This window comes from Brucella grignonensis (assembly GCF_002252505.1).
Lineage (GTDB): Bacteria > Pseudomonadota > Alphaproteobacteria > Rhizobiales > Rhizobiaceae > Brucella > Brucella grignonensis.
In genome coordinates, this window is the sequence record NZ_NNRL01000158.1 from 66718 (window position 1) to 79888 (window position 13171).

Below are 13171 nucleotides of genomic sequence, written 5' to 3' on the forward strand. Positions count from 1 at the left end.
CAAAATAAGTAAAGGGGCTCAATGGCCCCCTTTTCATTTGCCGAAAACGCCTGCACCTGCCTCAAATTGCAGCTTGGCAAGGCGCGCATAAATGCCGCCCTGTGCAACAAGGGTCTGATGCGTGCCTTCTTCGACAATCTGGCCCTTATCGAGCACCAGAATACGATCCGCTTTAAGCACGGTCGCCAAGCGATGAGCGACGACAAGCGTCGTGCGATTATCCATCAGACTATCAAGCGCCTTTTGCACCAGCATTTCGCTTTCTGCATCCAGCGCTGATGTCGCTTCATCAAGCAGCAAGATCGGTGCAGCACGCAAGATAGCGCGCGCTATAGCAATGCGCTGACGTTGACCACCAGAAAGCGTCACACCGCGCTCACCAACCTCTGTGTCATAGCCCTTGTCCAGCGCCAGAATGAAATCATGCGCCAAAGCGGCCTTCGCGGCCGCTTCAATGTCAGCGTCGCTCGCACCCGGTCTGCCAAAACCAATATTCTCACGAATGCTGGTTGCAAAGATTGCTACATCCTGTGGCACCACAGCAATACGCGCACGCACAGCGACAGGATCCGCTTCAGGCAGCACCACACCGTCCATCAGCACAGAGCCAGCCTGTGGATCGTAATAGCGCATCACCAGCGAGAAGATCGTGCTTTTACCTGCACCTGATGGCCCAACGATAGCAACCGTCTCACCAGGCTTTACAGTAAAGCTCACACCATTGAGTGAAGGAGCATCAGGACGGGTCGGATAAGAGAAGTGTACCTTATCGAAGCTGATTTCCCCACGCGGCGGTTCTGGCAATGCGACTGGCTTCAAAGGCGCTGCAATATCGGGATTCTCATCGAGTATCTCTGCAAGACGCTCTGTGGCTCCAGCCGCCTGCGCGAGTTCACCGCCCACTTCCGAAAGAGCGCCAAAGGCGCTGGCCGCAAAGACGGCATAGAGAACGAACTGACCCAATGTGCCAGCGGTCATGGTGCCGGATAGCACATCCCGCGAGCCAAACCAAAGTACAGCGACAACGCTGGAAAAGATCAGGAAAATCGCGAACCCGGTCAGGATTGCGCGTGCCTTGATCGAGGAACGTGCAGCCTGATAGGCTTTCTCAACCGCGCCCGCAAAGCGACTCACCACCATGTTTTCATTGGTAAAGGCCTGCAACGTACGCATGGCACCGATTTGTTCGCTCGCATAGGCATTGGCATGGGCAAGCATATCCTGCGTCATGCGCGAGCGACGACGTACTGAACGACCAAAAGCAATCAGCGGAATAACGATCAGCGGAATGGCCCCTATCACCAGTGCCGAGAGCTTCGGACTTGTGATCACCATCATGATAAGCGCGCCAATGCCGAGAATGAGGTTCCGTAGTGCAACAGAAGCGGTCGCGCCAACAACTGACTTGATCTGCGTGGTATCGACCGACAGACGCGAAACGATTTCGCCCGATTGCGAGCGGTCAAAGAATTCCGGCGAAAGACTGGTGACATGCGAGAACACCGCATTGCGCAAGTCAGCCACCACACGTTCACCGAGCGAGATAACGAAGAAATAGCGAAGCCCCGAGGCTACGGCCAAAATGAGCGCGAGTGCAACAAGCATGCCGAAGTAATTATTGACGAAGATCGCATTAGCGCCCGTGAAACCGTGATCGATCATCCGGCGTACGGCGACTGGAACGGCAAGCGTCGTCACGGCAGCAAGAACCAGCGAGAAAAGAGCGCCCACAACCAGAATCTTATAGCGTGAAAGGAAGGGGATCATACGCTTCAGAGGCTTCAGCGAGCGGCGTTTACGGCCTTCCTGTGCATCGAAATCGGGATTCATGCGAATTTGACTGTCTCTGCTGGCCATTCTTGAGATTGCGCCCTTGTTATTGCTGTGCGCCTGATGTATAGGCTCGCCAACCCTTTTGGAAGCCGTTGCCTGCAAGTAACGGGTCTTCATATCTGCCATTGGGCGAAAGTGCCGCAGTTTTAAACATTAGAGCTGGGCTTTTCTTCCCAGACTTTCAGGATTGAGAAGATGAAAGCTGATATCCATCCCGACTACCACACCATCAAGGTCGTGATGACCGATGGCACCGAATACTCGACCCGCTCGACCTGGGGCAAAGAAGGCGATACGATGAACCTCGATATCGACCCGACCACGCACCCAGCTTGGACCGGCGGTTCGCAGACCCTGCTTGATCGCGGTGGCCGCGTAACCAAGTTCAAGAACCGTTTCGGCAATCTCGGTATCTAATACCGTCATTGATGAACTTATGAAAAACCTCGCTCTAGCGAGGTTTTTTGTTGTCCGAATTTCAAGAAACGCGCCCAATAAAAAACTCCCGGACAAGCCGGGAGTTTTCATCTGATGTACTGTAGCTTAAAATCAGGCGCTCAGCTTTTCCATGACTTCGTCGCTGACTTCAAAGTTGCTGTAGACATTCTGAACGTCATCATCATCTTCGAGAACATTGAGAAGCTTGAGGACGGAACGTGCTTTTTCCTCATCGAGTTCAGTATTGGTCTGCGGCTTCCAGATCGTCTTGATCGATTCGGCTTCACCCAACGAGGCTTCGAGAGCCTTGGACACTTCACCGATGTCTTCAAAGGCGCAGAGGATCACATGCTCTTCTTCGCCGGACTGAACGTCATCGGCACCCGCTTCAATAGCCGCTTCCATGACCTTGTCGGCATCGCCAACAGCAATCTTGTAAACGATCTCGCCAACGCGATCGAACATGAAAGCTGCAGAGCCGGTTTCGCCCAGCGCGCCACCCGACTTGGTGAAAGCCGCACGAACATTGGATGCGGTACGGTTGCGGTTGTCGGTCAGCGCTTCAACGATGACCATCACGCCGCCCGGGCCGCGGCCCTCGTAGCGCACTTCATCATAGTTTTCACCGTCGTTGCCAGCGGCCTTCTTAATGGCGCGTTCGATATTGTCTTTCGGCATCGACTGCGCCTTGGCGTTCTGAATTGCCAGACGCAGGCGCGGGTTCATCAATGGGTCAGGCAGACCCTGCTTGGCCGCGACAGTAATTTCGCGTCCGAGCTTGGAAAACATTTTCGACCGCACGGCATCCTGGCGCCCTTTGCGGTGCATGATATTCTTAAACTGTGAATGGCCAGCCATGGCACCCCTGTTCTGTTCTAATGAAGCGCACGGAGAAAGCGTCACATGAGAATAGGGCAGGCCACAGCTCGGGCCACCGTGCTTTCCGTGCAGAATGCGCGCGTTATAAGGAATTGAGCTTCATTCGTCCAGCAAAAGCGCTAATTTGCTGTTTCCTATGTCGATAATGCACTTAAGCCTCGACGTGATGTTGCAAACAAATTATCTATAAAATCATGAATCAGCGCTCCAGTGACATTCCCGGCGAAACCATAGCCGTCCGCATCAGCCGCATCCTCGCGGACCGTATTATTGCGGGCGAGATCGAGCCGGGCAGCAAACTGCGGCAGGATCATATTGCCGAAGAATTTGAGACCAGCCATGTGCCTGTGCGCGAGGCTTTTCGGCGGCTTGAGGCGCAAGGACTTGCCGTTTCGGAACCACGCCGGGGTGTGCGTGTTGCGTCATTTGATATCAGCGAACTCCATGAAGTAGCCGAAATGCGGGCAGCACTGGAAGTCCTGGCGCTGCGTCATGCGGCCCCTCATATCACCCGCGCCACACTCGATGCTGCAGAACAGGCAACCCTTGAGGGTGATAAATCGCGCGATGTGAAAAGCTGGGAAGATGCCAATCGCCGATTTCACCGATTGATTCTCGAACCCTGCAAAATGCCCCGCCTGTTAGCAGCCATAGATGATCTTCACGCGGCCAGTGCGCGTTTTCTGTTTGCCACCTGGCGCTCGGAATGGGAAACCCGGACAGATCACGATCATCGCGCAATTCTGACGGCGCTCCGGCAGAATGATGTCGACGTTGCTGCCACGATTCTTGCCCGTCATGTGCAGTGGATTGGCCATCGTCCGGTCAAGACTGCTTCCGGCAAAACACGCGATTCCTTCGCAATCGTCGGCTGACCAATTCAAGAACACATCAATTGTTCCTTGTATTCCCGATGCTTAAGCCTCGGGAATGGCGATTTATATATTTTATGAATTTCGCACTTGCCAAACCCACCATTTCGCAGGAACTTAAATAGATCGAATCTAGTTTTTATCTATAATTTGAGGACGCTATGGTAAGCATCACGCAATCCCGCGCAACGTTCAGCCCACTCAATCTGGAATCCCGTTCACCGGCAATGCGTCTCGCAGCCGTTGCATTCGGCACATTGGTTCTGGCGATTTCATCACAGGTCGCAGTACCGATGATTCCGGTTCCGATCACACTGCAGACACTGATCGTCCCGCTGATTGGTGCGCTATATGGCTGGCGTCTTGGCTTCGTTACCGTTCTGGCCTGGCTCGGCGAAGCCATGATCGGCCTGCCAGTTCTGGCTGGTGGAGCAGGCGGTATTCAGCATTTTGCTGGTCCAACGGCGGGCTATCTCGTCTCGTTTCCGATCATCGCAGCCATGACAGGCTATCTGGCAGAACGTGGCTGGAACGGCAAACGCTTTGGTCTTGCTTTTGTATCGTTTCTCGCTGCGAACCTTCTCTGCCTCGCACTGGGTGCCGCTTGGCTTGCAGGCGCTATCGGCATTGAAAAGGCCGTCGCTTTTGGCGTAACGCCATTCCTCATTGGTGCGCTCATCAAATCTGCGCTCGGCGCTGCAATTCTCAAAGCATCGGCGAAGGCCTGATACGAAACGATGACCGTTCGCCTGCGCGGCCACCATCTTCTTTGCATGCTGACCTATATTGGCAAAGGCTACAGTCCGGCTTTCGTGGAAAACTACGACACGATTGCCGGACGGCTCATGCAAGGAGAAGATATCGAGCTCGTCGCCGGGCCTGACGATATTTGCCAACCCCTGCTTTGCGAAGGCGATTGCCACTGCTTCAATAGAAGCGTCACCGTTCGTGACAAACTGGCGCTTGAGGCAGTATCCGATCTGTTGGACACAACGCTCTCTGCAGGCACATTGTTTAACCTCAACACAGAGAAGCTCGCTCAGATGCGCTCAGCCTTTGCCGAAGGCAGCCTACGCAAAGCCTGCTGCTCCTGCGAATGGTCTGATCTTTGCACGCGCATCTCTGTCACCGACAACTATGCGAATGTCAAAATTGCCATAAGATCATGAGATAAAGCAAAGCCGCCCTTTTCATCAAAGGGCGGCTTTTCGTTTCAAACAACTATCCCTGTTTTCGTTTACGCCGGGCCAGCATATTGAGAGCCTCGACCAGCGCCGAGAAGCCCATAGCCGCATATATATAGCCCTTTGGCACGTGGAAGCCGAAGCCATCGGCAATCAGCGTCATGCCGATCATCAACAGGAAGCCCAGTGCCAGCATCACAATGGTCGGATTGTTGGCAATGAACCGCGACAGCGGGTCGGCCGCGAGCAGCATGACTGTAACGGCAGAAAGCACTGCAATGACCATGATTGCAATCTCGTCGGTCATACCGACAGCAGTAATGATCGAATCGACCGAGAACACCAGATCGAGGATCAATATCTGCACAATGGCAGCACCCATCGTCAGCTGAACGACTTTGCCACCGATGTTTTCCTTACCGTCTTCCGGATCGACAGTGTGATGGATTTCCTTGGTCGCTTTCCACACGAGGAAAAGACCACCGGCGATCAGAATAATATCGCGCCAGGAGAAGCCATGATCGAAGGCGTGGAAGACTGGTTCTTTCAGCTGCACAATGATGGAGATCGTGAACAGCAATGCCAGACGCAAAATGAGCGCTGCACCAATGCCAATGCGCCGTGCTTTGGATTGCAACTCGGCGGGCAGCTTATTGGTCAGAATCGATATGAAAATAAGATTGTCGATGCCAAGGACGACTTCCATCGTCACCAGCGTAATCAGTGCGGCCCATCCGCCTGGACTTGAAAGAAATGCCAGATGCTCGGCAAAGAATTCCATTGAGTCGTGTCCCCTTACGAAAGCTCATCGCCAGGAAATAGGAACTCCGCAAAAACGTTCAACCGGCGGCGATCACCTATCTGCAATCAGCCGCCCGATTGACGATAACTTCCTAAATCAGCACAAAATGAAGCGTTACAGCCGTTCCCGCTTTTGGCTCAAATGCTTTATTTCCAGAACGATGGAATGGTCTCTTCAAGCCTTGCGCCGATACGCAAAGGGGCCGCTTTTTCTGCAAGTCCTGTACGATCCGATATCTCTATCCCGACACCGCAAATCGTGGCCGGCCCGCTGGCCGCTTCAAAACGGCCTTTTGGTACTTTCGACAGAAAGCGGTTGAGCGGCTCTTCCTTGTCCATACCAAGCGATGAGTCATAATCGCCGCACATGCCTGCATCAGACATATAGGCCGTACCGTTGCGCAGGATCTGGCAATCCGCGGTCGGTACATGGGTATGCGTTCCAACAACGGCGCTGGCACGACCATCGACAAAATGGCCGAAGCATTGCTTTTCGCTGGTTGCTTCCGCATGAAAATCGAAAAATACCGCATCCGCCTGTTCACCGAGCGGGCAGGCTTCAAGAATCTTCTCGGCAGCGATGAAAGGATCATCGAGGTCCGGATGCATGAACACGCGGCCCATCACATTGGAAACCAGCACGCGCGCACCGTTTTTGGCGATGTAAAGCCCCTCGCCCTTACCAGCCGTTCCTTTCGGAAAGTTCGCGGGACGTAAGAAACGGTCTTCACGCTTGGAGAAGTCCAGCGCCTCACGCTGATCCCATACATGATTTCCCGTCGTCACTACATCCGCACCCGCGCGGATCGTGTCGTGGAAAATTTCTTCGGTTATGCCAAAGCCGCCAGCGGCATTCTCACCGTTGACGATCACAAAATCCAGCTTGAGATCAGAAATCAGCCCCGGCAGCTTTTCATAGACCGCCGTGCGCCCCGACCGGCCCACCATGTCACCAAGAAAAAGTAATCTCATAAATGCGTCTTTATCAGCCCTGATTGAATGAGCGCAAGCCGGTCTCGGTCAGTATATGGTGAAGAGCAATATCGTGCGGCTCATTGGGCACATGCGGCACTTCCTGACAATCAAACGCCATTCCGACCAATAGCGGCTCCAGACCTCGTTTGGCAAAGCGCGCCAGCGCCCGGTCATAATGTCCGGCACCATAGCCCAACCGATGACCGCGGCTGTCAAAACCGGCCAACGGCATAAGCATGATCGCAGGATCGACCAGCGGAGCATTTTTGTCCGGCCCCATGGTCCCAAACCCGGTTTGAACCAGTTCCGCATCGGGTAGAAATTCACGGAAGGCGATGGTCTCTTTGTCGAGCACAACAGGCAGGCAGAGCCTTACACCCTTTTCACGCATGAAAGACAACAACGGACGCGGATCGATCTCGGAACGGATAGGCCAATAACCTGCGATCATCATGCCTTTGAGAGCTATGATGGCCGTTTCGGCCTTTTTCGCAGCCGACAAGGAAGCCTCGTAGCGAAACCGGGGGTCAAGTGAGTCGCGGCGCGACAGCACCATACGCCTCAGCACTTGCTTGTTGTCACCCTGCTGCTGTCCGTCATCGTTCATTACAGCGCCCTCCAGTTACTTTGCTAGTGGAACCGGAATGACGGCATCCGTCAAGAAGCAGCTGCAATCCGTTCTGAGCGATCCCGAATAACTTTCAACACAACACCATGAAAATCATTCAGAAAAACCTTGCCCCACAGGTCACAATAGAAATTGATCGGCGTTGCAATCTGATAGCGGGTGGTGAGTGTGAGACGCGTGTGACCGTTGGGCAGAGGTTCAAGGCGATAGTCGCCATTAGCAAGCTTGAGATAGTCGCTGTTCACATCGATGTGGGCCTCAACAGCTGCCGGTATCGAATCAGGTAAAAATCGAAAATCCCACGCCAAAAGCCTGTTCTCTTCCCAGTGCGTCACGATTTCCTGAAATTTGACACCCCGTGTCCATTCCAACTGACGTACGGCACCGATTCCCTTGCCCTCAAGGCGAGCATCCACAGGCTGTGGAACACCGACAACGCCATGGCTGAATGTCCATGACAGCTCATCCTGACGAACATCACGGATTTCAGCAGTCTGTTGCCACACCACTTCTGGCGACGCCGCAATATCGATAACCGTCGTCACAGCCCCATCATGCGGCTCATATTTCAGCAATGGCTCGAGCGGGTAAAACAGCAACGGCAGCACGATCACAAGCATGGTGGAGCGCGGCGTGCGGAAACGACGAATAAGCGAAAGCGTCACCCAGGACCCCAGTGCAGAGAAAACGCAGAAAAATGGCGAGGCCATCACCACGCAGATGCCACCTTCTCTGAACCCAACCATGCTGACGACCACCAGGCCGCCGATGATCATCCAGCCCATTCTTACATGGCGCCACAGGCCCTTTTCTGCACGTGGATCACTGAGACTGGAAGCAAGGCTCGATATCGCCATCGGCAAAAGCATAAGCCCGCCGATAAACGGCATCCATTCCCGCGCCGTGTTTACCCAGATCAGGATATAGAGCATCAGCCCGTAAGCCACCGCCACTGGAACAGCAACGCGCAAACGTTCAAAAAAGCCGGGTGAATTTGGGGGAGAAGAATTCATGGAAAAACGCACATATCTTTGAAGGATAAGGCGTTTTAGAGCATTCGCGCCAAAAGCGCGAGGCAGCTTTGGACTGAACAACGCATAAGTTAGGAAAGTGCATAAATCAGAGAAAAGTGGCGACCACGACGACCGATGGTAGTGATTGATCCCGGGAACCTACAACGTAGGTGGGCGCCATATGCGAAAGCCCACAGGCCTTCACAGGGACAGCTCCCTTAGAGATCAATAAGGCCCCGGGGATGCTGTAACACCTGTCGGGAAGCGCAGTACGCCGACAACCTATATAGGCCCTGTCAGAGGTGAGCGCCAGTAGCTTCGTTGATATGAGTTGTTATATTTTCTTCACGAAGAGCTTGGGCGCGGCGCAATGCGCGAGGCAACCTGTTCCAGACGAGCGGCCACATCCGAAAGCATGCCGGTAATCGCAGCATCGTTCTTGTCAGCACTGGTCAGTGCCTCATCGCGGGATCGGCGCAAAGTTTCAATCTCGGTTTCAAGGCCTTTGATGCGCTTTTGCGTTTCAGCAAGCTCGTCCATCACCATGATGCCAGCCATCACCGTCAGACGCAGATCCCCGATTTCCCCGAAAGAAGACTTCAGATGGGTGACATACTGGTCGAAACGATCGGCAAGACCGGAGAGATGCTCCTCCTGCCCTTCATCACAGGCCATGCGATAAGCTTTGCCGTCGATTGTAACGGTAACAGTCGCCATGCTTATTCCCCTATCGATCCAGAACGGCGCGTATTGTCTCCATAGCCGTCACGAGACGACGCGATACTTCGCGATTTGCGGCTTCCAGCCGTTCCGCGCGCGCCTCAGACTGATCGAGTTCCTGAGCAAGACGGCTGCGGTCAGCGTTCATCCGCTGCACCTCTTCCTCGGCTTCGGCGAAATCGCCTTCCTTGTCCAGCCGCAGGTCCACCGCTTGTTCAAGCGTATTGAGTGCCTTTTCCAGCCGTTCCAGGACCTGCCTGAGGGTCGTATCGGGTGCCATCCATATCCTTTCCAATGCCAGATCACAGACCCAGATTACAGACTTCGAATCGCGCCTGCCGGACGGGCATCTTTGAAAAGACTGTAATAATCGGCCGCCCGATAAGCAACAAATGACGAGCCAGACTGGCCGTTCATGCACCGTTATCAGCGAAAAAAAGGCTTTTCGGTGATGAACAACCCATAAATTGCCCGCATCAGAGGCATGGTCGCGGACTGTTTATCGTTCAAAAGCCATCGTTTTGTTGACTCCTCAGTAACAGGTGCTATGTGTCCCAAAGCCTTCTGTCGCGCGAGCATCTACAGAATTTAATCGGTTTAAATTGATTAAATCGTTTAGTATAAAGAGCTCGTGCTTCAGTCCCGAGGCATCGCCGCAACCCCGTTTAAACCTCTATGGAAAGACGGCCGAGACCATGACGAATTCCGATAAACAAAACCAGTTGGCCAACGCTATCCGCTTTCTCTCGATTGATGCGGTTGAGAAAGCCAACTCCGGCCATCCTGGCCTGCCGATGGGCGCAGCCGACATCGCGACAACGCTTTATACGCGTTTCCTGTCGCACGACCCAAAGAATCCACATTGGCCAGATCGCGACCGTTTCGTGCTGTCAGCAGGTCACGGCTCAATGCTTCTTTATTCGCTGCTCTTCCTCTCGGGCTACGAAGATATCACCATCGACGAAATCAAGAATTTCCGTCAGCTTGGCGCACGCACCGCAGGCCATCCGGAATATGGTCATGCTGCCGGCATCGAGACCACGACCGGTCCACTTGGTCAGGGCATTGCCAATGCTGTCGGCATGGCACTGTCCGAGCGCATACTGAACGCGCAGTTCGGTGATAGCCTTGTTGACCATTACACCTATGTGATTGCCGGTGACGGCTGCCTCATGGAAGGCATCAGCCAGGAAGCCATCGCGCTTGCCGGCCACCTCAAGCTTAACAAGCTCATCGTCTTCTGGGATGACAACAACATCTCCATTGACGGCCCGATTTCGCTTTCTGACAATACCGACCAGCCTGCACGTTTCGCCGCTTCCGGCTGGAACACGCTTGCTGTTGACGGCCATGACCAGGATGCGATCGCCAAGGCTATCGAGCTGGCTAAAGTTTCCGACAAGCCAACGCTCATCGCCTGCAAGACCACCATTGGTTTCGGTTCACCAAACAAGGCTGGCACGAACAAGGTCCACGGCTCGCCGCTCGGTGCAGAAGAAATTGCTGCAACGCGCAAGGCACTCGGCTGGTCGGCAGAACCATTTGTCGTTCCTGCCGAGGTTCTCGACGCATGGCGCGTTGCTGGCCTGAACGCTGCCAAGAAGCGTCAGGAATGGGAAAAGCGTCTGGCAAATGTCGATGCTGAAACCCGTGCAGAATTTGAACGCCGCATGCGTGGCGACCTGCCTGCAAACTTCGATGAAGCCATCAACGAATACAAGAAGAAGCTTTCCGCTGAAAAGCCGAAAGTCGCGACGCGTAAATCGTCGGAAATGGCCCTGGAAGTCATCAATGGTGTTGTTCCTGAAACCATCGGCGGCTCGGCCGACCTGACCGGTTCCAACAACACCAAGACCAGCCAGACCAAAGCTGTTACGCCGGAAAACTACGGTGGACGTTACATCCACTACGGTATCCGCGAACACGGCATGGCTGCTGCGATGAACGGCATGACACTGCATGGCGGCGTCATTCCTTACTCCGGCACCTTCCTGACCTTCTCGGATTATTGCCGTCCGGCAATGCGTCTGTCGTCGCTGATGGGCATCCGCGTCATCTACGTCATGACCCATGATTCCATTGGTCTTGGCGAAGATGGTCCTACCCACCAGCCAGTCGAACATCTGGCTGTTCTGCGCGCAATTCCAAATCACAACGTCTTCCGCCCGGCAGACGCAGTGGAAGCAGCAGAATGCTGGCAGCTGGCGCTGAAGTCGACAAAGACACCTTCAACGCTGGCTCTGACCCGTCAGAACCTGCCAGTCGTGCGCACTGAACATCGCGAAGAAAACCTCTCCGCATTCGGCGCATACGAACTTGCAGCCGCAAGCAATGACGCCAAGGTCACGATCTTCGCAACCGGTTCTGAAGTGGAAATCGCGCTCAAGGCTCGTGACCTTCTCGAAGGCAAGGGCATTGCAACCCGCGTTGTTTCCGTTCCTTGCTTCGAACTGTTCGAAGAACAGAGCGATGCATACAAGAAGGCGACGCTCGGCAACGCACCGGTCAAGATCGCTATCGAAGCAGCACTCGGCCTCGGCTGGGAACGCTTCATCGGCGAAAACGGCGTCTTCATCGGCATGAAGGGCTTCGGCGCTTCGGGCGAAATCAACGATCTTTACAAGCATTTCGGCATCACAGCAGAAGCTGCTGCCGAAGCCGCGGAAAAGAAACTCAACGCCGCCGCATAATTATCAAACGCCGACGTTAAACACGTCGGCGTTTACATTTCCAGTTGAGGCGTTCCCAAACGCGTTCAACTGTTTTATCAAGCCACTGCATATGCAGAACCCTTTCGGGAGATTTAGAGAAAATGGCAGTTCGCGTCGCAATTAACGGTTTTGGCCGCATCGGCCGTAATGTCCTCCGCGCTATCGTCGAGTCGGGCCGCACCGACATTCAGGTCGTTGCGATCAACGATCTGGGCCCAGTGGAAACAAACGCGCATCTTCTGCGCTATGACAGCGTTCATGGTCGTTTTCCAAAGGAAGTAAAAGTCGTTGGCGACACCATCGACGTCGGTTACGGCCCGATCAAGGTTCACGCTGTCCGCAACCCGGCTGAACTGCCGTGGAAGGAAGAAGGCGTCGATATCGCCTTGGAATGCACCGGCATTTTCACAGCACGCGACAAGGCAGCTCTTCATCTTGAAGCAGGCGCAAAGCGCGTTATCGTTTCGGCTCCTGCCGACGGTGCTGACCTCACGGTCGTTTATGGTGTAAACCACGACAAGCTGACGAAGGACCATCTGGTCATTTCCAATGCTTCTTGCACCACCAACTGCCTTGCGCCAGTGGCACAGGTTCTCGACGATGCAATCGGCATCGAAAAGGGCTTCATGACCACGATCCACTCCTACACGGGCGACCAGCCGACGCTGGACACCATGCACAAGGATCTCTACCGCGCACGCGCAGCAGCTCTTTCCATGATCCCGACCTCGACGGGTGCTGCAAAGGCTGTTGGTCTGGTTCTGCCAGAACTTAAAGGCAAGCTCGACGGCGTTGCAATCCGCGTTCCAACCCCGAATGTCTCGGTTGTTGACCTGACCTTCGTTGCCAAGCGCACGACCACCGTTGAAGAAATCAACAATGCGATCCGCGAAGCAGCCAATGGCCGCCTCAAGGGCATCCTTGGTTACACCGATGAGCCACTGGTTTCGCACGACTTCAACCACGATTCGCATTCGTCGATCTTCCACACCGACCAGACCAAGGTCATGGACGGCACCATGGTGCGTATCCTGTCGTGGTACGACAATGAATGGGGCTTCTCGAGCCGCATGAGCGACACTGCAGTCGCTTTCGGCAAGCTGATCTAAGCAGCTTC

Annotated in this window: 14 protein-coding genes and 1 other RNA gene; 6 read left to right on the plus strand and 9 right to left on the minus strand. The window is 54.3% G+C overall.

What is annotated here, in order from left to right; translation table 11 throughout:
• Positions 1-33 precede the first annotated feature (33 nt).
• Complete coding sequence (locus CEV33_RS09955; RefSeq protein ID WP_094540347.1) at positions 34-1959, minus strand: ABC transporter transmembrane domain-containing protein; 1926 nt, start codon at positions 1957-1959, stop codon at positions 34-36.
• Positions 1960-2028: 69 nt separating this feature from the next.
• Between CEV33_RS09955 and rpmE the strand changes: the two genes are divergently transcribed.
• Positions 2029-2250: a 50S ribosomal protein L31 gene (rpmE, locus tag CEV33_RS09960; RefSeq protein WP_024895728.1), complete on the plus strand. Its 222-nt coding sequence runs from the start codon at positions 2029-2031 to the stop codon at positions 2248-2250.
• 132 nt (positions 2251-2382) lie between these two features.
• Here rpmE and CEV33_RS09965 read toward each other — a convergent pair whose 3' ends face one another.
• A complete protein-coding gene (locus CEV33_RS09965) occupies positions 2383-3129 on the minus strand; it encodes a YebC/PmpR family DNA-binding transcriptional regulator (protein WP_024895729.1) in 747 nt (248 codons plus the stop codon).
• Between the two features lie 215 nt (positions 3130-3344).
• Between CEV33_RS09965 and CEV33_RS09970 the strand changes: the two genes are divergently transcribed.
• From CEV33_RS09970 to CEV33_RS09980, 3 genes are all read left to right on the plus strand, one after another.
• Positions 3345-4025: a GntR family transcriptional regulator gene (locus CEV33_RS09970; RefSeq protein ID WP_094540348.1), complete on the plus strand. Its 681-nt coding sequence runs from the start codon at positions 3345-3347 to the stop codon at positions 4023-4025.
• Between the two features lie 158 nt (positions 4026-4183).
• Positions 4184-4750, plus strand: a complete 567-nt coding sequence (locus CEV33_RS09975; RefSeq protein WP_094540349.1) for a biotin transporter BioY — start codon at positions 4184-4186, stop codon at positions 4748-4750.
• Between the two features lie 9 nt (positions 4751-4759).
• Positions 4760-5191 (plus strand): DUF1284 domain-containing protein, encoded by a 432-nt coding sequence (locus tag CEV33_RS09980; RefSeq protein WP_094540350.1) that lies wholly within the window; start codon positions 4760-4762, stop codon positions 5189-5191.
• Between the two features lie 52 nt (positions 5192-5243).
• Here CEV33_RS09980 and CEV33_RS09985 read toward each other — a convergent pair whose 3' ends face one another.
• The 7 genes from CEV33_RS09985 to CEV33_RS10015 all read right to left on the minus strand — a co-directional run bounded on the left by CEV33_RS09985 (position 5244) and on the right by CEV33_RS10015 (position 9623).
• The gene (locus tag CEV33_RS09985; protein ID WP_094540351.1) at positions 5244-5987 is read right to left on the minus strand and encodes a TerC family protein; all 744 of its coding nucleotides are present in this window, start codon (positions 5985-5987) and stop codon (positions 5244-5246) included.
• 167 nt (positions 5988-6154) lie between these two features.
• On the minus strand, positions 6155-6979 hold the full coding sequence (locus CEV33_RS09990) for a TIGR00282 family metallophosphoesterase (protein WP_024895734.1): 825 nt from the start codon (positions 6977-6979) through the stop codon (positions 6155-6157).
• Positions 6980-6992: 13 nt separating this feature from the next.
• On the minus strand, positions 6993-7589 hold the full coding sequence (locus CEV33_RS09995; protein ID WP_094540352.1) for a 5-formyltetrahydrofolate cyclo-ligase: 597 nt from the start codon (positions 7587-7589) through the stop codon (positions 6993-6995).
• 50 nt (positions 7590-7639) lie between these two features.
• Positions 7640-8623 (minus strand): SRPBCC family protein, encoded by a 984-nt coding sequence (locus CEV33_RS10000; protein WP_094540353.1) that lies wholly within the window; start codon positions 8621-8623, stop codon positions 7640-7642.
• A 117-nt stretch (positions 8624-8740) separates the two neighbouring features.
• A non-coding RNA gene (ssrS, locus tag CEV33_RS10005) (6S RNA) lies at positions 8741-8899 on the minus strand.
• Positions 8900-8968: 69 nt separating this feature from the next.
• Positions 8969-9340 carry a cell division protein ZapA gene (locus CEV33_RS10010; RefSeq protein WP_024895737.1) on the minus strand — a complete coding sequence of 124 codons (372 nt, stop codon included), beginning with the start codon at positions 9338-9340 and terminating at the stop codon, positions 8969-8971.
• A gap of 10 nt (positions 9341-9350) precedes the next feature.
• The gene (locus CEV33_RS10015; RefSeq protein ID WP_094540354.1) at positions 9351-9623 is read right to left on the minus strand and encodes a DUF4164 domain-containing protein; all 273 of its coding nucleotides are present in this window, start codon (positions 9621-9623) and stop codon (positions 9351-9353) included.
• A 415-nt stretch (positions 9624-10038) separates the two neighbouring features.
• On the opposite strand from CEV33_RS10015, the gene tkt reads away from it, so the two are divergent.
• Complete coding sequence (gene tkt, locus CEV33_RS10020; RefSeq protein ID WP_094540355.1) at positions 10039-12033, plus strand: transketolase; 1995 nt, start codon at positions 10039-10041, stop codon at positions 12031-12033.
• A 122-nt stretch (positions 12034-12155) separates the two neighbouring features.
• Complete coding sequence (gap, locus tag CEV33_RS10025) at positions 12156-13163, plus strand: type I glyceraldehyde-3-phosphate dehydrogenase (RefSeq protein ID WP_094540356.1); 1008 nt, start codon at positions 12156-12158, stop codon at positions 13161-13163.
• Positions 13164-13171 lie beyond the last annotated feature (8 nt).